The following is a 22514-nucleotide window of genomic DNA, read 5'->3' as shown; positions in this document are numbered from 1 at the left end:
CTTTCGAAGTCGAGGAGGTCCCACCAGATTCGGTCGGGTGGGACCTCTTCAGTTCGGCTTGGTCATCACCGATTCCCGACCATGCGAGCCCGACGCCGCTTTGCGGTGCGGCATTGCGGCCGCTGCTGCGCGCCCGCCAGCTGGGTGCGGGCGGTTGAGCCTGCGCCACCCGCGAACGTTGGCCGACGCGGTGCGATCAAAGTGTGCCCCGGAAGGCTCCCGCCTTGATCCCGGCCGTGAACACCGACCACGTGCCGGCGCTGAAGGCGAGCACTGAACCATGGGGGGTCTTGCTGTCACGCGTCGCCACCACCTCACGTAGAAACGCGATCTCGACGCATTGGCCTTCGCCGCTGCTGTAGGAACTCTTTCTCCATTTGGCTTCGAAGAGGTCCACCGTGTTCATGACGGTATCTCCCCTATCACTGCTCCTCCTTGGCTAGTGCGGCGATCAATCGCGACGTGGCGTCAGGGCTCAAAGCCAAGGCGCAGAGCCTGTCGAAGATCGCCTCGTACCGACGCACCTCTGCTTCGGATTCGAGGAAGAGGTCACCGGCCATGCTGTCGACGTAGATAATCTCAGGGTCTTCTACGTCAGGGAAGCTCATCAGTACGAACGAGCCGGGCATCCCTGCATGTGCTCCGGCACTGAACGGGATGATCTGAAGCGCAATATGCGGCTCCTCGGCCATCGCTGTGAGGTGCTGCAGCTGTTCGCGCATAACTCTTGGGCCGCCGACCATGCGCCGTAAGGCTGCCTCGTCCATAACTGCCCACATCTGCAACGGTTCGTTCTTTGAGAGAACGGCCTTTCGCTCACCCCGGGCTTGGACTCGATGCTCGACTTCCCTGGCGGCGGCTGCAGGGAACGCACTGCTGATCACGGCGCGGGCGTAGCCCTCGGTCTGGAGTAGTCCAGGGATGAACAGAGATTCGTAGTTGCGCACCTCCCGCGCCTCGGCCTCGAAGCTGATGTATGCGACGTATTCGTCGCGGAGTTCGCTGTGGATCGCCCGCAGCCCGCCCTGGCTGCCCACGTCCTGAATGAGCAGCAGGACCGCGCTGCGGCGGGGCTCGGGCACCTCGTACAGGTCGAGCAGGGCGATCAAAGTTCGCCGCTGCGGCCGGGCGCGCGCCGTTTCGATCCGGTAGAGCGTTGCCGCATTGATGCCCGTGTGCTCGGTGACATGTTCCCGGGTCAGTCCCGCTCCAGTGCGTATCCGACGCAACTCCGCGGCCAAGCGCCGGAGTCGGATCGTAGGCGTCTGCCGTCTGGCTGGCATGCCCTCCACCCTTCAATCTGCACCGAGGCTTCGAGATTCTGTCTGCCAACCCCCCTGTGCTGCAAGGTGAGTCCGCGTTTGCAATGTATGCGTTCTCACTTGTTGCGTGCTCCTGGCGCGTGGGTGCATCCTGGCCTCAACGGTTGCTCCGTGCGACGAATGCGTCACACAGGGGTGATCTTGATGGCGTCATGCCCAAACGACAGACCCCGGCGGCCGCTGACACGGCCCCGGGGCATGGCCAACGCTGTATAGGAGCGCTGACATGTACGACCTTATCTGCCGATGGTTCGGGTGGCTGAGAGCGATCTCCGCGCCCGGCATCTCCGGTTCCGACCCTCAAGCCTGTCGCACCGTCCGGACGGTGAAGGCGCCCGCCTCACTATCAGTGAACCCGGCGCCGAGTGCGCTGCAACTCGCGGATCCGTCCATCGAAAGCAGCACCCACTTCCTGTGGGTCACAGCGCACGGAATCGACTTTCGGCCTCGGCAGTCGCGCGGCGCGGAGGTGAGCCGATGACAGCCGCCGAGGGAGCCGCGCGGGTACCCGACGTCGGGGCGTTGGTCGTCGACGTCCGGCGGGATCGCATCGGTGAGGTGATGGCCTTCGCCGGTGGGCGGTTGGCGTTGCGGCCCCCGGCCGGCGGGCGGGAGTGGGAGGCGTTCCCTTGTGACGTCCGTCCGGCGACCGCCAGTGACGAACTGCGGGGGAAAGCGACCGAGGTCAACGATCGGAGCAGGCGAGAGCGGGGCCTGGCATGAGCGACAAGGTCACCGAACACGCAACGCCGTCCGAGCCCCGGTCCCCTCGGTGCCAGGGGTGCTGGGAGATCAAGCGCAAGAGGGCGCAAGCGCTGGCGGACGGCGATCGCCAGACGGTCATGAAGATGATCGAGGCCATGGGCGTCCATATCTGGGAGGCGCACGCATGACGGTCCCTGTGAGGGGACGTCGGAACATCTCATATTGACCAGCCACGCCCGCGCACTGCCCCACGGTGCGCGGGCGTGGCTTCGAGATGTGCCACGTGCTGAAAACCACCGAGCCGGTGTCGGCCGTCCTTCTCGTCTGGCTCCTTCCCGGTGCTTCCGGTTGTGGTTGCGGGGGTGGGTGCGTTGGTGGTGGCGGGTGCGGTTTTCCTGGTGATCCGGCGGCGTCGTACGGCGCCCGCAACGGGGGCATCTGATTCCGTTTCAGGCGAATGACCGGCCTGCCCGGTGTCGTCCGTGACGTCCCCCCATGCGCCACGGCCGACCCGGGCCTTCCCCGGTCCCCGGCGACCTGATGTCATGGAGGTCAAACTCTGATCCCAGTTGTCTCAAGTTTCTCTAGGAGAACCAAACATGACCGTCACCGCACGCCGTGCCGCGCTCGCCGCGCTGGCCACGGCGACTGCCCTTGGGGCGACTGTGTTGACTGCGCCTGCGTTTGCGGCGGAGCCGCCGAATGCTCAGCAGCAGGGCGAGGCGTCGGCTCCGGCGTCGGCTTCAGTCGATGCGTCGAAGGTGGGCGGCGCCGCCCCGAAGTCGGTCGAGGTCCCGCCGTCGAGCGAGGCGCCGAAGTCGGAGCTCAAGGTCGGCAACCTTGAATGGGGGGTGAAGCAGTCGCTCCGTGACGAGCACAAGGCTGGGAAGATCCAGATTGAGGGGGTCCCGCAGGCCAAGGACAATGGCGTCTTCACCTTTGCCGAGGGCAACGGCACTTACGACAAGTCGGCCGACTCGGTCACCGCGACCTTCAAGGGCAGCGTGCACTTCAAGGGGCACGGGGACGCGGAACACGGCTTCAAGCTCGACGTCAAGCTCTCCGATCTGAAGGTCGTCACCGCGACCAAGGGGAAGGCGGGCGAGATCAGGGCCACCGTCACGAAGGGTGCTGGCAACCCCGTGAAGGACGTGATCATCGCCACCTTGGAGCACGTCGAGCGCACCGCCTCGGAGGGCGTCTACACCTTCAAGAAGATACCCGTGAAGCTGGCGGCGGGCGGGGTGGAGGCATTTGCGTACGTGGGCGACGAGAAGCCCTACAAGGTGGGCGACGAACTCGACTCGCTCGACTTCTCGGTGAAGCCGCCGACGAGCGGCCAGGGCAGTGGTGACGGTGCAGGTCAGGTCGGCGATGGCGCAGGTCAGGCCACTGGTGGTGCGAATCAAGGTCAAGGCCAGGGTCAGGTCGGCGGGGAGAAGGACAAGAAGGGTGTAGAGCTCTTCGACGGCAACCTCGACTGGGGGCTGTCGGAAACCTTCCGCAAGTACATCGACAACACGAGCGGCCAGGCCGTGACTTCCGGCGGCGCGCAGTCCTTCAAGGGGGGATACCGCTTTTCCAAAGGTAAGGGCTTCTATGACGCCACGAACTCTTCGCTGAACGCCAAGTTCGCTGGCGAGGTCCGATTCACCGCCCGCGGAGGCGGCGTGGACCTGAAGCTCACGGACCTCCAGATCGATGTGGAGGGCAAGGCCGGCACGATCACTGCCACGTCCAACCGGAGCGCCAAGCCCATCCCGCTCGCCAAGCTGGCGCTCTCCGGGGATTTCCCGAAGGTCAAGGACGGTGTGGTGACGCTGTCGGCGGTCCCGGCGACGCTGACGGAGGCCGGGGCGAAGGCGTTCAAGTTCAAGAATGGCCAGATCCTGAAGGAGGGCGACGCCCTGGACCCGCTGACGATCGCGGTCGCAACCGACAAGAACGCCAAGCTTCCTGACGCTCCGTCTGGCACCGGCCCCGACAAGAGCACGGACACCACCAGCAGCACCGGCACGACCGCAACCAACACCACGTCCACCACGGGCGGCACCGGCTCCACGACTGGCGGCACGACCACCGACACCACCGCCTCCGGCTCGCTCGCGTCCACCGGTGCGAACACGCCCACCGGCCCGCTCCTCGGTGGCGCCGCCGCGCTGATCGCCGTCGGTGGCAGTGCGGTGTACGCGGCGCGGCGCCGTCGGGTGAACCAGCAGGGCTGACGCGTGAGTGGGGGCGGGGTGCCGTTGTTTGTTCCCCAGCCCTGCCCCTTCCTGAACTGGGGCGCGTGCCCCGGGCCCCCGGCTGCTGGCTGGTTCGCCGCCTGCGGCGGGGGCACCCTGCGGGCGCGTCCTCAAACGCCGGACGGGCTGAACGGCGGAACCTGCGTCGAATGGGCCCCCGCATTCGCGGCCTCCGGCGTCGTCCCCGTCCGTGACAGCAAAACCCCGCAGAACCCCGCGCTCATGCTCCCGCCCAGCGCCTGGTCCTCATTTGTCTCCGCCGTCCGGGGCGACACGTTCACGTAGGGACCGCGCGCTGGGCCCGCTATGCGTCCTTCATGGGGTCGTACTCCGCTTCCCACTGTTCCACCCGGCGGGCGTTTTCAGCGTCGAGCCGTTCCAGCTTCTGCGCGGCTCACGTCGCGGGCTGTACCCGATCACGCGTCGGTCGTGGCGGGCGTTGTGGAAGGGCCTTCGATGAAGTCGGTTACGAGCTTGACGAAGACGTCCTCCTGTTCGAAGAACACCACGTGACCCGAGTCGATCTCGGCGTATGCGCTGCCCGTGATCGCGACGTGGAGGGCGCGGCTGTGTTCGACCGGGACCGTGATGTCCTGGGTGCAGCCGATGACGAGGGTGGGAGCCTGGATGCGCGGGAGCAGGGGACGGATGTCCGCCTGGAGGTCGTAGGCGATGTGGCGCAGGGTCCCCTCGGTGGGTGGCATGTTCGGGATCAGGGCTTCGAACTGTTCGCGGCCGATGGTGTTGAGGAAGCCGCGGCTGAACCCGGTCATGGCCACGGCGCGGCCGAAGGACACGGGGTCGGACGTGCCGAGGGCCTGCCAGAGGGTGAAGAGGCTGCGCAAGTACTCGTCGCCGTCGGTGTGTGCCCAGCCGGCCACCAGGATCAGCCGTCGTACGAGGTCGGGGCGGAGCGCCGCGACGGCGGCGGCGACCGTGGCGCCCATGGAGAAGCCGAGCAGGTCGACCGGCCCGTTTGCCGCGTCCTCGATGACGGCGATGACCTGGGCGGCGAGTCCTTCGGTGGTCAGCGGGGCGCCGTCGTCGACAGTGGCTTCGGTTCCCGAGAGGTCGGGGGTGATCACGGTGCGGTGCGGGGTGAACCGGGGGGTGGTCTGCCCCCAGTTGACGGCGGCACCCGCCGATCCGGTGCCGTGGACCAGGACGAGTGCGGGGCCCGAGCCGACCTGCTCGTAGTGGACCTGGGCGCCGTTGACGGTGACGGTGGCCATGAGGTGCTCCTTGCGGATGTCGCTGCGGCTGCTGTGACCGGGGCGACTGCCGCTCCGGCCCGACCCACATTGCCCTCGCCGCGCCAGTGCCGGGAGAGCCTTCTCGACCCTGGGACCGGCAGTCCCTGGTTCGGTCCGGGGTGGTCCGGCAGGATGATCACCATGACGATCGACCGTGCCGAACTCGCCGACTTCCTTCGCCGTTCCCGGGAGCGGTTGCGCCCGCAGGACGTGGGTCTGCCGGTCGGCCCCCGGCGCCGTACCCCGGGTCTGCGCCGCGAGGAGGTCGCCCAGCTCGCCGGCATGTCCGCCGACTACTACATCCGCCTTGAACAGGCCCGCGGCCCGCAGCCATCGCCGGAGATGCTCGCCGCTCTGGCCCGCGCCCTGCGCCTGAGCGCCGACGAACGCGACCACCTCCACCTCCTCGCAGGCCGGCGCCCGCCCGCCGGCCGGACCAGCGGCGACCATGTGAGTCCGGGGCTGCTGCACCTGCTGGACCAGCTTCCGGCCACACCGGTCCAGGTCATCAGCGACCTCGGCGACGTACTGGTCCAGAACGCGATGGCCCGGACCCTGCTGGGCGGGGTGTGCGAGGTATCCGAGCACGGGCGCAACGTGGTCTGGCGCTGGTTCACCGACCCCGGGCAACGCGCCGCATACCCGGCCGACGAGCACGGCTACTACAGCCGACTGCATGTTGCCGACCTGCGGGCGGCCGTGGGCCGACGCGCGGGCGACACCGCCGCCACACGCCTGGTCGAACGGTTGCGAGAGGCCAGTGAGGAGTTCGGTGCTCTGTGGGAACTGCACGAGGTTGCCGTACGCCGGGCCTCGCGCATGCGCGTCCTGCACCCGCTGATCGGCCCGGTCGACCTGGACTGCCAGGTGCTGCTCGCGCCGGAGGGCGACCAACGCGTGGTCCTGTACACCCCGCCGGCCGGCAGTGACGCCGCCGAGCGCCTCGCCCTGCTCAAGGTTGTGGGCACCGGCCAGTTCACCACGACCGGCTGACGGCCCCGCAACCGCAGAAGAGCTACGCGCTCAGCGGGAATTCCCGGCCCAGCTCAAGGAACACCCCGGTGTTCAGCGCGAAAGCGCGCTTGCACTCGTCCACCACCCGCTGCTTCTCCAGGTCGTCCACCGGCAGTGCGTCGAGAAGCTCGCGATACTCCCGCTTGAACGCTGCCGGGTTGCCGATGCCCTCGAAGACGTAGAAGCGGACACCGTCGCCCTTGCGGGCGAAGCCCCACGTCTTTTCGGCGGTGCCGCGGATGATCTGGCCGCCGGAGAGGTCGCCCAGGTAGCGGGTGTAGTGGTGGGCGACGTAGCCGGCGGGCCAGTCGCGGGCGCATTCCTCCACGCGGGCGGCGTACGCGGCGGTCGCCGGGAGCGGCTCCAGGTTCGTACGCCAGTCGGGTCCGCCGAGGTGGGCCAGGTCGCGCTCCAGCTCGGGTGTGCGGGTCAGCTCGGGGCGTATGAAGGGGCCCGCGACCGGGTCGTCCGCGAGGGCCGCCGAGGCGGATTCCAGGGCGCGGTAGACGAACCAGAGCTGTTCCGTGTAGCGGCGGTAGGCGGCGACGCCGAGCCGCCCGCCGAGCATGTCGCTCATGAACGACGAGTTCTCGGCCTCCGTGTGCTGCTCGTGCGAGGCGGTGCGGATCAGCGTGGAGAACGGCGTGGTGGCGGGCGCGTCCAAGGCGGACCTCCGGAGACCTGGGGGCGGGGGCGGCGGGACGAGCGCGCGGGGGCGCGCCGACGTCACCGATTGTCTCTACTTAGGCTTGCCTAAGTCAATAGGTTTCCCGACGTGCTGTCGGTAAAACCTTACCGCCCCCGGCCGCCCTAAGGGAGGGTGAGGATCTCCGTCCCGGAGTCCGTCACCACCAGCGTGTGCTCGAACTGCGCGGTCCGCTTGCGGTCCTTCGTGACGACCGTCCAGCCGTCCGCCCACATGTCGTACTCGTACGTCCCCAGCGTCAGCATCGGCTCGATGGTGAAGGTCATCCCGGGCTGGATCAGGGTGTCGTGGTGCGGGCTGTCGTAGTGCGGGACGATCAGGCCGGAGTGGAAGGACGAGTTGATGCCGTGCCCGGTGAAGTCGCGGACGACGCCGTAGCCGAAGCGCTTGGCGTACGACTCGATGACCCGGCCGATGATGTTGATCCGGCGGCCGGGCTTGACCGCCTTGATCGCGCGGTTGAGCGCCTCGCGCGTCCGCTCGACCAGCAGACGGGACTCCTCGTCCACGTCGCCGCACAGGTAGGTGGCGTTGTTGTCGCCGTGCACACCGCCGATGAAGGCCGTCACGTCGAGATTGACGATGTCGCCGTCGCGCAGCACGGTCGAGTCCGGGATGCCGTGGCAGATCACCTCGTTCACGGAGGCGCACAGCGACTTGGGGAAGCCGCGGTAGCCGAGCGTGGAGGGGTAGGCGCCGTGGTCGCACATGTACTCGTGCGCGACCCGGTCCAGCTCGTCCGTCGTCACGCCCGGGACGATGAGCTTGGCCGCCTCCTCCATCGCCCGCGCGGCGATGCGGCCCGCGATCCGCATCCGCTCGATCGTTTCGGCGCTCTGGACCTCGGGGCCGTCGTACGGCGTCGGAGTGTCCTTGCCGACGTACTCGGGCCGAGGGATCGAGGCGGGTACGGGGCGGATGGGGGAGAGCGTCCCCGGAGTGAGAAGCGACTGGCCAGACATGTCAGCGAGTGTATCCAGGGCGCGTCGGGGAGCATGTGGGCGAGAGCTCGAAGAGCAATGGGAGACCTGATGGCACTGTTCAAGAAGCGCGCGGTCGGCAAGGCGGGCGAGTGGTACTACTGCCTCAAGCATGGCGTGGTGGAGGAGGGGCCGGAGTGCAGGGCCGCGGATCGGATGGGGCCGTACGAGACGCGTGAGGAGGCGGCTCACGCGATGGAGACGGCGCGGCAGCGCAATGAGGAGTGGCAGGAGGACCCTCGCTGGAACGATGACGGGGGGCGTCCGTCCGGCGAGTAGGGCCGCGCTTGTGGCGGGCTTTGTTCCCCTACCCCGCCCCTTCCCGGCTGCATCCGATTTGCGGCTCCGCCGCGTGGGGGGCTTCGCCCCAGACCCCGGAGCACGCTTCGCGCGCTGTCCTCAATCGCCGGACAGGCTGAACTCAGCCCGTCCGGCGATTGAGGAGGATTACGCGGCCTCCGCCACCTCCGCCGCCTTGCGCGCACGCAACCGCACCGCGTGCTCGTCCGTCCGCCCGTCGTAAGCCATCAGCTTCGGGAGTGCCAGCGCCAGCAAGCCCACCGAGGCCACGCATGCCACGCCACCCGCCCACACCGACGTCCGTGCGTTCGTGAGGGACGCCATGCCGCCCGCGCGGACCTGGCCGATCTGGGGGCCCAGGGAGTAGGACAGCATTTCTATGCCGGCCAGGCGGCCGCGCAGTTCGTCCGGGATCGTCTGGTCCCAGATGGCCGAGCGGAAGAGGCCGCTCACCATGTCGCAGCCGCCCGCCACCGCGAGGAAGAGCAGCACCAGCCAGACGTTGTGCATCCAGCCCGCCACGGCCATCGCCGCGCCCCAGCCGAGCGCCGCGTACACCACCATCCGGCCGTGCCGGTGGATCCGGGAGACCCAGCCGCTGGTCAGGCTCACCACCAGGGAGCCGACCGCGCCGGCCGCGTACATCAGGCCCAGCGCCCAGGGCGCGCCCAGGTCGTCCGCGAGGAAGGGGAAGATCGCGGTGGGGAAGGCGAACAGCATGGCGGCCATGTCGATGGCGTACGTGCCGAGCAGCTCCTTGCGGCTCCACGCGTAGCGGCCGCCCTCCAGGATGCCGCGCAGCGACGGCTTCTCCGCCTCGCGCGCGGCGGGGGAGGGCGCGAGGCGGAGCAGCAGCAGGCCGGAGACCGCGTACGAGGCGATGTCCAGCGAGTACGCCCAGGGGAGCCCCGCGAAGGCGATGATCAGGCCGGCCACGGACGGGCCCACGATGGCGCCGATCTGCCAGCGCATCGAGTTCAGGGCGATGGCCGCGGGCAGCTGGTCGTGCGCGACGATGCGCGGCACGATCGCCTGCATCGCGGGGCGCTGGAGTCCGCTCAGGGCGCTGGTCAGCGCCGCCACCACATACAGCGGCCAGATCATCGGGTCCGGCAGCAGCGTGTTGAGCAGCAGGATCACCGACAGGACCCCGAGCCCGGCCTCGGTCCACAGGATCAGCTTGCGGCGGTCGAGCGCGTCGGCGAGCGCTCCGCCGTACAGGCCGAAGACGATCAGCGGGACGAGCTCGACCGCGCCGACCGCGCCGACGGCGAGTGCCGAACCGGTCAGCTCCTTGAGCTGGAGGGGCACCGCGATGAAGGTCAGGAACGTGCCGAAGACCGTCACCAGCCCGGCCAGCCACATCCGGCGGAAGTCGGGGGAGGCGTGCCAGGGGGACAGGTCCGGCAGCAGCGCGCGCAGGTGGCGGCGGCCCGGCTCGGGGGCGGAAGGGGTGGAAGGAGCGGAGGGTTCGGAAGGGGGGTCTTGCGCAGTCACGGGAGACCATGGTCCGTAATCGGGCCAGGGGGAGCAAACCGTTTTTGTTCGACTGCTACAGCGAGTGCTACCAGCGAGGCGGCGGTGGGGCCGTCAGCTGGTCCGCGAGCCGGGCCAGCCGGTCGCGGAAGCGGCGGCCGCGCGGCGTGGGCAGGCTGTTCTCCCCGGCTGCGGCGCTGACCAGGTGCTGCACGGTGTCGAGGTCGAGCTCCGTCGTCGTCGAGGACGGCGAGGCGGGGACGGTCAGCCGGTCGTGGGCGAGGGCGCACAGCTCGGAGTCCGTACCGTCGGGGGTGCCGTCCAGGGCGAGCACGGTCGCCCCGCCGCGGCGCACGTCGTGCACCCGCTCCAGCAGCTCCTCGCCGGGCCGCTGCGCCGTCACCACCAGCAGCGTCTCGCCCCGCCGGGCCGCCGCGAGCCGGCCGAGTCCCACCGACAGATGTGCCGGGACGCCGGGCGGGACCCGGTGGCGCACGAGCGTGGGGGAGAGCTCGGGCAGGCCGGACCAGGCGGCCTCGTCGTCCAAGTGGGCGGCCAGGTGCCAGGGTTCGTACTCCGCGGTGCCGACGAGGAGCAGGCCGCCGTGGTGGCGGGTGACCGAGGTCCGGAGCGTTCCCGCGAAGCGGCGGGTGGACTGGAGCCATTCCGTTCCGGCGAGGACTTCGCGGAGGAGTGCGACGCGTACGGCATCCATGGGGTTGATTTTGGCGGGGGTGGGGGCGGCTCGGTTCGGGGTTCCCCCGCTCTCACCCGTATGGGCCTCTCGCTGTGCCGGCCGTGGGTGCGTCCTCAAATGCCGGACGGGCTGAATCCGCCGGAGGCGCTCGCTCCGCACCCACATGACAGGATCGCCCGCATGACTACTTCTGACGACACGAAGAAGGCCCCCGCCAAGGACCCTTGGGACCTGCCCGACGTCTCCGGCATGACCGTCGGTGTGCTCGGCGGTACCGGTGACCAGGGCCGCGGGCTCGCCTACCGGCTGGCGAAGGCCGGGCAGCGGGTGATCATCGGGTCGCGTGCCGCCGAGCGCGCGCGGACCGCCGCCGAGGAGCTGGGCCTGGGCATCGAGGGCGCGGACAACAGCGAGTGCGCGCGGCGCAGTGACATCGTGATCGTCGCCGTGCCGTGGGACGGGCACGCGAAGACCCTGGAGTCGCTGCGCGAGGAGCTCACCGGGAAGCTCGTGATCGACTGCGTCAACCCGCTCGGCTTCGACAAGAAGGGCGCCTACGCGCTGAAGCCGGAGGAGGGCAGCGCCGCCGAGCAGGCGGCCGCCCTGCTGCCGGACTCCCGTGTCACCGCCGCCTTCCACCACCTGTCCGCAGTGCTGCTGTCCGACCCGGAGATCGCCGAGATCGACACCGATGTGATGGTGCTCGGCGAGGCGCGGGCCGACACGGACATCGTCCAGGCCCTGGCCGCCCGCATCCCCGGCATGCGCGGAGTCTTCGCGGGCCGGCTGCGCAACGCCCACCAGGTGGAGTCGCTGGTCGCCAACCTGATCTCCGTGAACCGCCGCTACAAGGCACATGCCGGTCTGCGCGTGACCGACGTCTAGACGTACGGCGTCCACGGCTTGAGGGGGCGGGACGCGCAGGGTTGGCGCGGGACGTAAAGCGAAGCAGTCCCTCCCCCAGCTACCGCTGGGAGGTGCCCCCAACCCCGGAGCGGCACGGCTCCGACCTGTGGCAACGGTGACGAGCCCAAAACCCAGCCCGGCCGGCGCTTGAGGCCGCGCCCGCAGGGCGCTCCGCCGCAGGCGGCACGGACAATGGCCCGAACCACGAGCCGCCCGCAAAGCGCAGCGAACGCGTGGGGGACAATGGCCGGGAACGTACGCACATGCGCCCCCGGACAGGAGCCGTCCCCCATGCCCCGCCTCGCTCTCTACGCCATCGCCGTATGCGTCCTCGCGACGGTGGCGGCCGTCGTCTCGTTCGCCCAGGGCAGCTGGCTCGGCATCGTCTGGGTGCTGCTGCTCGGCGTCTCGTCCAACATCGCCTGGTACTACGTGCGCAAGGCGAAGAACGACCGCGCCGCCGAGCAGGGCGTCGGCGTCAGCTGACGACGAGGTCGCTGATGCGCGGGATGTCCGGCGTGCCCTGCCAGAAGCGGAACAGCTGCCGCCCCCAGTAGGTGTCCCACTCCGTCACGCCCAGGCCGCGCAGCACCGAGTTGATCATGTCGAAGAAGGCGTGGTTCACCTCGGGGATCCACAGGAAGCCGAAGACCGCGAGCAGGCCGAAGGGTGCGAACGGCTCGACCTGCCGCCGGATCCTGTACGACAGCCACGGCTCGATCACGCCGTAGCCGTCCAGGCCCGGCACCGGCAGGGCGTTCAGGATCGCCGCGGTGACCTGGAGCAGCACCATGAAGCCCAGCGCGTAGCGGAAGTGGTCCGGTACGCCGTCCATCGTGCCCAGCCAGAAGGGCGCCGCGACGACGGCCGCGAACAGGGCGTTGGTCAGCGGGCCCGCCGCCGAGACCAGGCTGTGCCGCCAGCGGCCGCTGATGCGGTGCCGCTCGATGAACACCGCGCCGCCCGGCAGGCCGATCCCGCCCATGATCACGAAGATCACCGGCAGCACGATGCTCAGCACGGCGTGCGTGTACTTCAGCGGGTCGAGCGTCAGATAGCCCTTCGCCCCCACCGAGATGTCGCCGCCGAACAGGGCCGTGCGCGCGTGCGCGTACTCGTGCAGGCAGAGCGAGACGATCCAGCCCGAGACGATGAAGAGGAAGACGGCGAAGCCGGGGCTCGCCGAGAAGTCCGTCCACACCGCCCATATGGAGACCGCCATGATGGCGACGAGGGCGAGGAAGACGGGGCTCACGCGCCGTTCGCCGCGGGTCGCTGTCGACATAGGTGTGCGCTCCTGAGGGTTTGGCCAGTGTTGCCGGGAATTCCAGTGCTGCCGGGAATGCCCCGGGTGTACGAACGTACGGGGCGAACCGTACTTCCTCCCCTCCCCCTCGGTGCAACGCTTGCGGCGGGCGGGGAAAAACCGGGTGGACGGGCAGGGGGAGAATGGGGCTGTGCGTTACGGCATCCTCGGCACCACCCAGGCCCATTCCGCCGACGGCCGTCCCACGGCCGTCGGCGGCCCCAGGCTGCGCGCGCTCCTCGCGGCGCTCGCCCTGCACCCGGGGCGCACCCGCACCACGGAGGCGCTGATCGACGCCGTCTGGGACGGCGAGCCGCCCGCCGACGCGGCCGGGGCCCTCCAGGCGCTCGTCGGACGGCTGCGGCGCGCGCTCGGCGCCGACGCGGTGGCCTCCGCGGACGGTGGCTACCGCCTGTGCGCCGAACCCGGCGACGTCGACCTCCACCGCTTCCGTCGGCTGGCCGACGAGGGCGCGGCGGCGCTCGCCGACGGCGACCCGGAGCGGGCCGCCGCCCTGCTCGGCGAGGCCCTCGCCCTCTGGCGCGGGCCCGTCCTGGCCGATCTGCCCGGCCGCTCGGCCCTGGCGGGCCGCTACGAGGCGGGGCGCCTCGACGCCCGACGCGGGCAGCTCGCCGCCGCGGTCGCCCTCGGGCGCGCGGAGCGGATCCTGCCCGAACTGGCCGAGCTCTGCGCCGACCACCCCTTGGACGAACCGCTCCACGCCCTCCACCTCCGCGCCCTGCGCGCCGCGGGCCGCCCGGCGGAGGCCCTCGCGGTGTACGAGACGGTCCGCACGGCGATAGCCGACCGCCTGGGCGCGGACCCCGGCCCCGAACTGCGCGCCCTGCACGCGGAGTTGCTGGCGGGTGCGGACCCGACTCGGCCGGGCCCCTCCGGGGGAGCGGAGGCGCCCCACGGCGCGCCCGGGCGGCCGCAAGGCGCTTCCACTTGGGGCGGCGCGACGGCGCCGGGCGGAACTCTCGCGCCGCGGGGCGCCGCGCCCGCGGCCTCCGGTGCCCCGGCGTCGCACGACGCTCCTGTTCAGGGCGGCGCGGCGGCGCCGAACGAGCCGCACGCTCCGCGGGGTGCCTTCGGCCCGGGCGCCGCGCCCGAGGCCCCGGGCGCAGCCGCGTCGTACGGCGCCTACGCGCAGGGCGGCGGCTCCACGCCGTACGGTGCGCCCGCGTCGAGCGAGCCCCGCGCGCCGCAGGGCGCCCCTGATTCGTACGGCCTGCGCGCGCCGCTTGGCGCCTCCGTGCCGCAGGGAACTCCCACGCCTCATGCGGCCCCCGGTTCGTACGGCCTGCCCGTGCCGGGTGGCGGCTCCGTGCCGGGTGGTGCTCACACCCCCGACATCGGCCCCGCACTCGAAAGCACGCCCCTGTCGGGCGCGGCCTCCGCGCCGGATGGCGCCCCCGCGCCCCACGGCGCCCCCGCGCTCCCTACGGCCCGTTCGTACGGCCCGCGCGCGCCGCACGGCGTCCCCGCCGCCCGCCAGGGCAACCTGCGGGCCCGGCTCACCTCCTTCGTCGGGCGGGAAGGGGAGCTGGAGCTGATACGGGGCGATCTCGGGCGGCATCGGCTGGTGACGTTGCTCGGGCCCGGTGGGGCGGGGAAGACGCGGTTGTCGCAGGAGGCCGCGGAGGCGGCCGCCGCCGTGGACGGGAGCTGGCCGGACGGCGTCTGGCTCGCCGAGCTCGCGCCCGTCGACGACCCCGGCACCGTGCCGGAAGCCGTGCTCACCGCGCTGGGCGCGCGCGAGACCGTCGTGCGCGGCACCACCGCCGAGGGGATACGGGCCGCCGAGGCCGCCTCGCTCGACCCGCTCGACCGGCTCGCCGAGCACTGCGCGCCGCGCCGCATGCTGCTCGTGCTCGACAACTGCGAGCACGTCGTCGACGCCGCCGCCCGGCTCGCCGAGACGCTCCTCGCGCACTGCCCGGACGTGACCGTGCTCGCCACGAGCCGCGAACCCCTGGCCGTACCGGGCGAGTTGGTGCGGCCCGTGGAGCCGCTGCCCGACCCCGTCGCGCTGCGGCTGCTCGCCGACCGGGGCGCCGCCGCCCGCCCCGGCTTCCGCGTCGAGGCCGACCCCGAGGCGTGCGCGGAGATCTGCCGGCGGCTGGACGGGCTGCCGCTGGCCATCGAACTGGCCGCCGCCCGGCTCCGGATGCTCACCCCCCGAGGGCTCGCCGACCGCCTCGACGACCGCTTCCGGCTGCTGACCTCCGGCAGCCGTACGGTCCTGCCCAGACAGCAGACCCTGCGCGCGGTCGTCGACTGGTCATGGGACCTCCTGGACGCGCCCGAACGGGCCGTCCTGCGCAGGCTGTCCGTCTTCTCCGGCGGCTGCGACCTCGCCGAGGCCGAGGAGGTGTGCTCGGGGGGAGCCGTCGGGGCGCGGGACGTCGCCGCTCTCCTCGGCTCGCTGGTCGACAAGTCGCTGGTCGTCGCCGCGCCCACAGCCGACGGCGACATGCGCTACCGCCTGCTGGAGACCGTGGGGGAGTACGCCGCCGAGCGGCTGGACGAGGCCGGGGAGCGCGCCGCCGTCGAACGCCGCCACCTGGTCGCCTACCGGGAGCTCGCGCGCACCGCCGACCCCCTCCTGCGCGGGCCCGCGCAGCGCACCTGGCTGGACCGGCTGGAGCTCGAACACGACAACCTCCGCACCGCACTGCGGCGCGCCGTCGCCGCGCGGGACGAGCAGGAGGCGCTGTGCCTGGTGCTTTCCCTGGCCTGGTTCTGGCAGCTGCGGGACCACCGCAGCGACGTCCGCACCTGGGCGGAGGCGGCCGCGGCCCTGGGCCCCGACCCCTTCGCCGACCCCGTGGAGCCGGCCCCTCCGCTGTATGTGGGCTGCACCGACGCCCCGCCTCCGATGTCACCGGAGCTGCTGACCGAGGCCCGGCGCTGCGCGCGGATGATCGCGCTCGCCAACGTCGAGAGCGATATGCGGGTGATCGGCACGCCCGGGACGCAGCGACGGGTGCGCGGCGTCCTGGAGGCGTACGGCGAGGGGCAGCCGCAGAACTGCCGCGTGCCGGGCTTCCTGTGGTTCTTCGCGATCATGCTGTCCGGCGACTTCGAGGCCATGGACGCGGCCGTGAACTCGGGTGTGGAGCGCTGTCGCGAGCTCGGCTACGAATGGGAGCTCGCCCACAGCCTCCAGCTCCGCGCCAAGATCCTCAACGACCACAAGGGGCGGCTCGATCAGGGCGCGCGGGACGCCGAGGAGGCCCTGGAGATCTTCCGGCGGCTCGGGGACGCCTGGGGCGTGGCCGAGGCGCTGTCGGGGCGCGGCGAGGCGTACGAGCGACGGGGCGAGTTCACGCTCGCGGCGGACGCCTACCGCGAGGCCGTCGACCAGGTGCTGGAGCTCGGCGCGCCGGGCGAGGTGCCCGCGCTCCGCGGCCGGATGGCCGAGGCGCTGATGGAGTCGGGGGCCATCGACCTCGCGGAGGGCGAGCGGCTGCTCCGCCACGCGATCGAGGAGGCCGACAAGGCCAACCCGGAGGCCTCCGCCTTCGCCCGGGTCCAGCTCGCCACCCGGATCGCCCGCGACGGCCGCACGGCGGAGGCGCGGGAGATCTTCGACGAGCTGATGGCCGACTTCACCAAGGGCGTCCTCGCGGTCTTCCAGAGCATGATGCACGGTCAGCTCGGCTGGCTCGATGTCCTGGAGGGCAAGCCCGCGGAAGCACTGCCGAGGCTGCGGACCGGGCTCGCGATGACCGAGGACCCGCTGGCGCAGCTCGTCGTGCCGCAGCTGGCCGTGGTGCAGCTGAAGTACGCGGCGCTGGCGTACGCCGAACTGGGCGGCGCGGAAGGGGCCGTCACCGCGGCCCGCCTGCTGGGCGCCGCCGAGGGGCTGCGTCCCGTCGACTTCCCTCCGACGTCCTTGGAGCGCGAGGTCATGGAGCGCGCGGAGTCGGTGGCCCGCCCGGTGCTGGGCGACGCGGCCTACGAGCGCGCGCACGCCGAGGGCGGCGGCCTCACCCTGGAGGAGGCCACCGCCCTCGTATGACGCGACGCCCGGGCCCCGCCCGGTCAGGTCTTCCTGCGGAACCGGGAGACGGCCAGTGGCGCGGTCACGGCCGTGATGGCGACCGACCAGGCCAGGACCATCCACACCGAGTGGGCCACCGGGCCGCCCCTGATCAGGTGGCGTGCGGCGTCGGCGAGGTTGGACAGCGGGTTGTACTCCGTGAAGGCCTCCAGCCAGCCCGGCATGTTCGTGGTGGGCGCGAAGATGGAGCTGCCGAACTGGAGGGGCATCAGCACGATCATGGCGATCCCCTGGACGGCCTGCGGCGTCTTCATGGTCAGGCCCAGCAGGATGAAGATCCACATCAGGGAGGCGCCGAAGACCATGGACAGCGCCACCGCCGCCAGCAGGTGCAGCACCGAGGTGCTGACGGTCAGGCCCAGGGCGAAGCCCATGCCCAGCAGGATCGACGTCGCGATGAGCATCCGGCCGACCTCGACGACGATCTTCGCGACGAGGACCGAGGACCGGGCTATCGGCATGGTGCGGAAGCGGTCCATCACCCCCTTCTTGAAGTCGTCGTTGATGCCCGTGCCGACGGCCATGGAGATGTTCATCCCCATCATCGCCATCAGGCCGGGGACCAGGTAGTTCAGATACTCCCGCTCGTTGCCCTTGCCGCCGATGGAGCCGCCGAAGACATAGGTGAACAGCAGGATGAAGATGACCGGCATGAGCACGGCGTCGAACATCGACTCCGGGTCCTGCTTGATCTGGAGCATGTTGCGGCGCGCGAGCGCCCCGATGTGGCGGAGGTTGGCCCGCGGGCCGATGCGTCCCTCGCCGGTGGCCGCCTTCGCGGGCGCGCCCGCCGTTGCCGTTGCGGTGCTCACGCGGCGACCTCCTGGAGTGCGTCCGTGTCGTTCCGGTCCGCCGGGGCGGATGCCTTCTGGCCGGTGACGGCGAGGAACACCTCGTCGAGGCTGGGCAGATGGGTGCTGATGTCGGCGACGGCGAAGCCGCGCTCGCCCAACAGGCCGATCACCGCGGTCAGTTGCTCGTCGCTCAGCAGCGGGACGCTGACCGTGCCCTCCGCCTCGTCGGCGGTCGCGCCGGTGACGCCGTCCAGCCCGGCCTGGGCCAGCGCGCCCACCATCCGGGGCAGCTCGCCGCGGTCGGCGGGCCGGATCACCAGGGTGCGGCCGCCGACCTTCGCCTTGAGCTCGTCGACGCGGCCGCCCGCGATCACCCGGCCCCGGTCGATGACCGTCAGCTCCTGCGCGAGCTGCTCGGCCTCCTCCATGTACTGCGTGGTGAGCAGGACGGTGGCGCCCTCGGCGACCATCCGCTGGACCTCCTCCCACACCTCGTTGCGGGTGCGGGGGTCGAGGCCGGTGGTCGGCTCGTCCAGGTAGAGCACCGCCGGCCGGCCGATCATGGACGCGGCCAGGTCCAGCCTGCGGCGCATGCCGCCCGAGTACTGCATGGCCGGCCGCTTGGCCGCCTCCGTGAGCGAGAAGCGCTCCAGCATCGCTTCGGCGCGGCGCCGGGCGTCCTTGCGGGAGAGGTCGAGCAGCCGCCCGATCATGTAGAGATTCTCGAAGCCGGAGAGCTTCTCGTCCACCGAGGCGTACTGCCCGGTCAGCCCGATCACCCGGCGCAGCTGCCGGGGCTGGGTGAGGACGTCGTAGCCCGCGACGCGGGCGGTGCCCGCGTCGGGCCTGATGAGGGTGGACAGGGCGCGGACCAGGGTGGTCTTGCCCGCGCCGTTGGGGCCCAGCACGCCGAGGACGGTGCCCTCGCGCACGTCCAGGTCGACCCCGTCCAGGGCCTTGGTCGCGCCGAAGTGCTTCACCAGGCCCCGGACTTCGACGGCGTTCCCGCCGCTTCCCGAGGTGTTGTTTCGCGTCATGGGTCAACAGTCGCAGCACCCACTGACAACGCACCTACAGTCCGCCGACAGGTTGCCGACGGCCGGGCGGTCCCGCCGTTGTCGGGTGCGGGCTCCGTGCGCCTGCGGCGGGCGGCCTCGATCGCCGGCCGGGCTCGATTTGCCGCACGTGATCGACAACGTGCGGCACATTCAAACCCGTTCGGCGACGCGCATCGGGGCAGCCCCCGGGGACCGGCTAGTGGAAGGAGTGCTCCTCCGTCGGGTACGCGCCGCCCACCACGTCCGCGCCGAACGCGCGCGCCGCCTCGCCCAGGGTCTCGCGCAGCTGCGCGTACTGCTTCACGAAGCGCGGCACGCGGCCGGACGTCATGCCCGCCATGTCCGTCCACACCAGCACCTGGGCGTCGCACTCCTGCCCGGCGCCGATGCCGACCGTCGGGATGTGCAGGGTGCGCGTCACCTCCGCGGCGAGCTCGGCCGGGACCAGCTCCAGGACGACCGAGAAGGCGCCCGCGTCCTGGACCGCCTTGGCGTCGCGGAGCAGCTGCTGGGCCGCCTCCTCGCCGCGGCCCTGGACCGGGTAGCCGCCGAAGGCGTTGACGGACTGCGGGGTGAGGCCGATGTGCGCCATCACCGGGATGCCGGCCTCGACGAGCAGCTTGATCTGCTCGGCGGAGCGCTCGCCGCCCTCCAGCTTGATCGCGCCGACGCCCGCCTCCTTCACCAGCCGGGTGGCGTTGCGCAGCGCCTGGACGGGACCCTCCTGGTACGAGCCGAAGGGCAGGTCGGCGACGACGAGGGCGCGCTGGGTGCCGCGTACGACGGCGGCGGAGAGCACGGCGATCTCGTCCATGGTGACGGGCACCGTGGATTCGTAGCCGAGGTGACAGTTGCCCATGGAGTCGCCGACCAGCAGGACGGGGATGCCGGACTCGTCGAAGACGGAGGCGGTCATCGCGTCGTAGGCGGTGAGCATGGGCCACTTCTCGCCGCGCGCCTTGGCGGCGGCGATGTCGCGGACGGTGACCCGCCGGGAACTCTTCCCTCCGTACAGCGCCTTGGGGTTGGCCGGGCTGCTGTCGGGGGTGCTCGGGGCATGCGTCATGGCGGTGGCTCCTGTGAAGTCGTCTCGAGGCGCCCTGACGGCGTCCCCGGATCACCTCCATGCTGACACGCCCCGCGCGGGCGGGCCAGAGCGGTCCTTCGCAAAGACTTTCCAATACGAGACGGATCCGTATCGAAAAGAACGTACGCTGTTCCGCATGTCGACTGATATCCCGGCCCGCCGGGTTCCCGAGGCGGTCCATCGCAGACGGTGGGCGATCCTGACCGTGCTGCTGTTCAGCCTCCTGATCGTGGTTCTCGACAACTCGATCCTGAACGTGGCGATGAAGACCATCGCCTCCCCGGCCCCCACCGGCCTCGGCGCGACCCAGAGCCAGCTCGAGTGGGCGATCAACTCCTACACCCTGGTCTTCGCCGGAATACTCTTCACCGCGGGGCTGCTCGGCGACCGGCTCGGACGCAAGAAGGTCCTGCTCTTCGGCATGGTCGTCTTCGGCGTCGGCTCGGTGCTCTCCGCCTTCTCCGGCTCGTCCGGCGAGCTGATCACCTTCCGCGCCGTGATGGGCTTCGGCGGCGCGTTCGTGATGCCCGCGACCCTCGCCATCATCATGAACGTCTTCGAGCGCGAGGAGCAGCCCAAGGCCATCGGCATCTGGGCCGGAGCCGTCGGCCTCGCCATCGCGATAGGGCCGATCACCGGCGGGATCCTGCTCGACCACTTCTGGTGGGGCTCGGTCTTCCTCGTGAACGTCCCGATCGTGATCGTCGGCCTGATCGCGATGGTGCTGCTCGTTCCCGACTCCAAGGACCCGAGGCCCGGCCGGCTCGATCCGGTCGGCGTGCTGCTGTCCGTCGTCGGCCTCGTCCTGCTGGTCTACGGAATCATCAAGGGCGGCCAGCTCGCCGACTTCACCCGGCCCGAGGTCTACGGCACGGTCCTCGGCGGACTGGCGGTCCTGGTGGCCTTCGTCCTGCACGAGCGGCGTACCGACCACCCGGCCATCGACGTGCGGTACTTCAAGAACCCCGCCTTCTCCGCCGCGGTCTCCTCCATCTCGCTGGTCTTCTTCGCGCTGATGGGCACCACCTTCTTCATCGTCTTCTACACCCAGAGCGTGCGCGGCTACACCCCGCTCCAGAGCGGCCTGCTGCTCCTGCCGCTCGCTGCCGCCCAGATGTTCTTCGCGCCGCGCGCCCGCCTGGTCGTCGACAAGTACGGCGCGAAGGCCGTGTGCACCGCCGGCATGCTGCTGGTCGCCGCCACCACGGCGGGCTTCCTGCTGCTCGGCACCGACACCCCGATCTGGGTCCTGGAGGTGCTGTTCTTCCTCCAGGGCACCGGGATGGCGCACATCATGCCGCCCGCCACCGTCTCGATCATGCAGTCGCTGCCCCGCGAGAAGGCCGGTTCCGGCTCCGCCGTGAACAACACCTTCCGGCAGGTCGGCGGCGCGCTCGGGGTCGCCGTGCTCGGCTCCGTGCTCTCCACCACCTACCGCGACGGCATCTCCGGCGAGCTCGACGCCGTCCCCGGCCTGTCCGACTCCGCGCGGCACGCCGCGGGCGAGTCCATCGAGGCCACCCTGGGCGTCGCCGAGAAGCTCGGCCCGCAGGGCAAGGCGCTCATCGGCCCGGCCAACGACGCCTTCATCCACGCCATGCACGTCACCGTCATAGGCTCCACGGCCATCGCCCTGCTCGGCGCGGCCGTCGTCGCGCTCTTCCTGCCCGGCCGCAAGGCCACCCGCACGGACGGGGCGGACACCCGGCCGGACGCCCAGAAGGAACAGGCGGGGGCGGGCGCATGACCGACCGGGCGCGGGGCGGGACGACGGCGGCGGCAGCGTTGACCTCGCGCGGTCACGAGCCCGGCTCGGCGGCCCTGCCCGCCGAGCGGCGCGGCCGCCCGCGCAACGCCGCCGTCGACACCGCCGTCGTCGAGACCGTCCTGCGCCTCCTGGAGGAGGGCGTCACCATGGGCGAGCTGTCGATGGAGCGGATCGCCCGCGAGACGGGCGTCGGCAAGGCCACCCTCTACCGGCGCTGGTCCGGCAAGGAGGAGCTGATGCTCGACGTCCTGCGCTCCATGGACGACGCCGACCCCGAGCTCCCCGGCACCTCGGCCCGCGACGACCTCGTCGTCCTCCTGGAAATGCTGCGCAGGCGCGGCCTCGCCAAGCGCTCCTCCGCGATCCTGCGCACGGTCGTCAGCCAGGTCCAGGCCCACCCCAAGCTCTGGAAGGAGTACCACGAGACGGTCATCCTCGCCCGGCGCGAAATGGTCCACGCGGTGCTGCGCCGCGGCATGACCACCGGCGAGCTCCGCTCCGACCTCGACGTCCAGCTGCTCTCCGACCTCTTCGTCAGCCCGATGCTCTCCCGGGCCGTGCTCCACGAGTGGCAGGACCTGCCGGAGGGGCTGGCCGAGGAGATCGTCGACGCCGTCATGGAGGGCGCGCGGCCCAGGGCGGAGCGGCCCGCCGGCTGACCCCGCCCGGGCCCGGCCGCGGCCCGCGAAGATCCGCGTGACAGCGGCGCGCGCTCGAATATGCCCGTTGTGTCACAGCCCGCCCGCGCGGCCCGCCCACCGGAACCCGGGCGGGCCGCGCACACGTCCTCCAGACCGACGCCCCACCCGGGGCGGACGGAACGTCCC

22 protein-coding genes are annotated in these 22514 nt (G+C 71.2%); 11 read left to right on the top strand and 11 right to left on the bottom strand.

The window, feature by feature from the left end:
• Positions 1-196: 196 nt before the first annotated feature.
• Together DXZ73_RS14335 and DXZ73_RS14330 are read right to left on the bottom strand one after the other, a co-directional pair.
• A complete protein-coding gene (locus DXZ73_RS14335; RefSeq protein WP_116211386.1) occupies positions 197-406 on the bottom strand; it encodes a DUF397 domain-containing protein in 210 nt (69 codons plus the stop codon).
• Positions 407-422: 16 nt separating this feature from the next.
• On the bottom strand, positions 423-1241 hold the full coding sequence (locus DXZ73_RS14330; protein WP_240351335.1) for a helix-turn-helix domain-containing protein: 819 nt from the start codon (positions 1239-1241) through the stop codon (positions 423-425).
• A 558-nt stretch (positions 1242-1799) separates the two neighbouring features.
• On the opposite strand from DXZ73_RS14330, the gene DXZ73_RS14325 reads away from it, so the two are divergent.
• The 4 genes from DXZ73_RS14325 (at position 1800) to DXZ73_RS40280 (ending at position 4558) form a co-directional block, all read left to right on the top strand.
• Entirely contained in the window at positions 1800-2045 is a 246-nt protein-coding gene (locus DXZ73_RS14325) for a hypothetical protein (RefSeq protein ID WP_116211384.1), read from the top strand.
• Positions 2042-2215, top strand: a complete 174-nt coding sequence (locus DXZ73_RS38095; protein ID WP_162890163.1) for a hypothetical protein — start codon at positions 2042-2044, stop codon at positions 2213-2215. The genes DXZ73_RS14325 and DXZ73_RS38095 overlap by 4 nt, the downstream gene beginning before the upstream one ends.
• Positions 2216-2626: 411 nt before the next feature.
• Positions 2627-4252 (top strand): HtaA domain-containing protein, encoded by a 1626-nt coding sequence (locus tag DXZ73_RS14320; RefSeq protein WP_116211383.1) that lies wholly within the window; start codon positions 2627-2629, stop codon positions 4250-4252.
• 3 nt (positions 4253-4255) lie between these two features.
• A complete protein-coding gene (locus DXZ73_RS40280) occupies positions 4256-4558 on the top strand; it encodes a DUF397 domain-containing protein (RefSeq protein ID WP_338059121.1) in 303 nt (100 codons plus the stop codon).
• Between the two features lie 131 nt (positions 4559-4689).
• Here DXZ73_RS40280 and DXZ73_RS14310 read toward each other — a convergent pair whose 3' ends face one another.
• The gene (locus DXZ73_RS14310; RefSeq protein ID WP_116211382.1) at positions 4690-5505 is read right to left on the bottom strand and encodes an alpha/beta fold hydrolase; all 816 of its coding nucleotides are present in this window, start codon (positions 5503-5505) and stop codon (positions 4690-4692) included.
• 153 nt (positions 5506-5658) lie between these two features.
• Between DXZ73_RS14310 and DXZ73_RS14305 the strand changes: the two genes are divergently transcribed.
• Positions 5659-6519: a helix-turn-helix transcriptional regulator gene (locus DXZ73_RS14305; protein WP_205519168.1), complete on the top strand. Its 861-nt coding sequence runs from the start codon at positions 5659-5661 to the stop codon at positions 6517-6519.
• A gap of 22 nt (positions 6520-6541) precedes the next feature.
• On the opposite strand, the gene DXZ73_RS14300 is transcribed toward DXZ73_RS14305, so the two are convergent.
• Together DXZ73_RS14300 and map are read right to left on the bottom strand one after the other, a co-directional pair.
• Positions 6542-7204 (bottom strand): heme oxygenase (biliverdin-producing), encoded by a 663-nt coding sequence (locus tag DXZ73_RS14300; protein WP_116211380.1) that lies wholly within the window; start codon positions 7202-7204, stop codon positions 6542-6544.
• Positions 7205-7350: 146 nt separating this feature from the next.
• Positions 7351-8208 carry a type I methionyl aminopeptidase gene (map, locus tag DXZ73_RS14295; protein WP_116211379.1) on the bottom strand — a complete coding sequence of 286 codons (858 nt, stop codon included), beginning with the start codon at positions 8206-8208 and terminating at the stop codon, positions 7351-7353.
• Positions 8209-8277: 69 nt separating this feature from the next.
• Between map and DXZ73_RS14290 the strand changes: the two genes are divergently transcribed.
• Positions 8278-8505: a hypothetical protein gene (locus tag DXZ73_RS14290; protein WP_116215613.1), complete on the top strand. Its 228-nt coding sequence runs from the start codon at positions 8278-8280 to the stop codon at positions 8503-8505.
• 168 nt (positions 8506-8673) lie between these two features.
• On the opposite strand, the gene DXZ73_RS14285 is transcribed toward DXZ73_RS14290, so the two are convergent.
• Positions 8674-10023: an MFS transporter gene (locus DXZ73_RS14285; protein WP_425315835.1), complete on the bottom strand. Its 1350-nt coding sequence runs from the start codon at positions 10021-10023 to the stop codon at positions 8674-8676.
• A 67-nt stretch (positions 10024-10090) separates the two neighbouring features.
• Entirely contained in the window at positions 10091-10717 is a 627-nt protein-coding gene (locus DXZ73_RS14280; protein ID WP_116211378.1) for a hypothetical protein, read from the bottom strand.
• 162 nt (positions 10718-10879) lie between these two features.
• Between DXZ73_RS14280 and npdG the strand changes: the two genes are divergently transcribed.
• Together npdG and DXZ73_RS14270 are read left to right on the top strand one after the other, a co-directional pair.
• On the top strand, positions 10880-11584 hold the full coding sequence (gene npdG, locus DXZ73_RS14275) for an NADPH-dependent F420 reductase (RefSeq protein ID WP_116211377.1): 705 nt from the start codon (positions 10880-10882) through the stop codon (positions 11582-11584).
• A gap of 312 nt (positions 11585-11896) precedes the next feature.
• On the top strand, positions 11897-12091 hold the full coding sequence (locus DXZ73_RS14270; RefSeq protein ID WP_116211376.1) for a hypothetical protein: 195 nt from the start codon (positions 11897-11899) through the stop codon (positions 12089-12091).
• Here DXZ73_RS14270 and DXZ73_RS14265 read toward each other — a convergent pair.
• Positions 12084-12890, bottom strand: a complete 807-nt coding sequence (locus DXZ73_RS14265; RefSeq protein ID WP_116211375.1) for a site-2 protease family protein — start codon at positions 12888-12890, stop codon at positions 12084-12086. The two genes, DXZ73_RS14270 and DXZ73_RS14265, sit on opposite strands and share 8 nt — an antisense overlap.
• Before the next feature lie 172 nt (positions 12891-13062).
• Between DXZ73_RS14265 and DXZ73_RS14260 the strand changes: the two genes are divergently transcribed.
• On the top strand, positions 13063-16938 hold the full coding sequence (locus tag DXZ73_RS14260) for a BTAD domain-containing putative transcriptional regulator (RefSeq protein WP_116211374.1): 3876 nt from the start codon (positions 13063-13065) through the stop codon (positions 16936-16938).
• 23 nt (positions 16939-16961) lie between these two features.
• Here DXZ73_RS14260 and DXZ73_RS14255 read toward each other — a convergent pair whose 3' ends face one another.
• The 3 genes from DXZ73_RS14255 to panB form a co-directional block, all read right to left on the bottom strand.
• Entirely contained in the window at positions 16962-17792 is an 831-nt protein-coding gene (locus DXZ73_RS14255; RefSeq protein ID WP_116211373.1) for an ABC transporter permease, read from the bottom strand.
• The gene (locus tag DXZ73_RS14250; RefSeq protein WP_116211372.1) at positions 17789-18811 is read right to left on the bottom strand and encodes an ATP-binding cassette domain-containing protein; all 1023 of its coding nucleotides are present in this window, start codon (positions 18809-18811) and stop codon (positions 17789-17791) included. Before DXZ73_RS14250 ends, DXZ73_RS14255 begins: the two co-directional genes overlap by 4 nt.
• 217 nt (positions 18812-19028) lie before the next feature.
• Positions 19029-19898 (bottom strand): 3-methyl-2-oxobutanoate hydroxymethyltransferase, encoded by an 870-nt coding sequence (panB, locus tag DXZ73_RS14245; RefSeq protein ID WP_116211371.1) that lies wholly within the window; start codon positions 19896-19898, stop codon positions 19029-19031.
• 157 nt (positions 19899-20055) lie between these two features.
• Between panB and DXZ73_RS14240 the strand changes: the two genes are divergently transcribed.
• Together DXZ73_RS14240 and DXZ73_RS14235 are read left to right on the top strand one after the other, a co-directional pair.
• Entirely contained in the window at positions 20056-21666 is a 1611-nt protein-coding gene (locus DXZ73_RS14240; RefSeq protein WP_116211370.1) for an MFS transporter, read from the top strand.
• Positions 21663-22346 (top strand): TetR/AcrR family transcriptional regulator C-terminal ligand-binding domain-containing protein, encoded by a 684-nt coding sequence (locus DXZ73_RS14235; protein ID WP_116211369.1) that lies wholly within the window; start codon positions 21663-21665, stop codon positions 22344-22346. The genes DXZ73_RS14240 and DXZ73_RS14235 overlap by 4 nt, the downstream gene beginning before the upstream one ends.
• Positions 22347-22514: the final 168 nt, after the last annotated feature.

Source organism: Streptoverticillium olivoreticuli subsp. olivoreticuli, assembly GCF_003391135.1.
GTDB classification, from domain to species: domain Bacteria; phylum Actinomycetota; class Actinomycetes; order Streptomycetales; family Streptomycetaceae; genus Streptomyces; species Streptomyces blastmyceticus.
The sequence above is the reverse complement of the archived record's forward strand: the minus strand, read 5'-3'. Positions and strand labels throughout refer to the sequence as shown.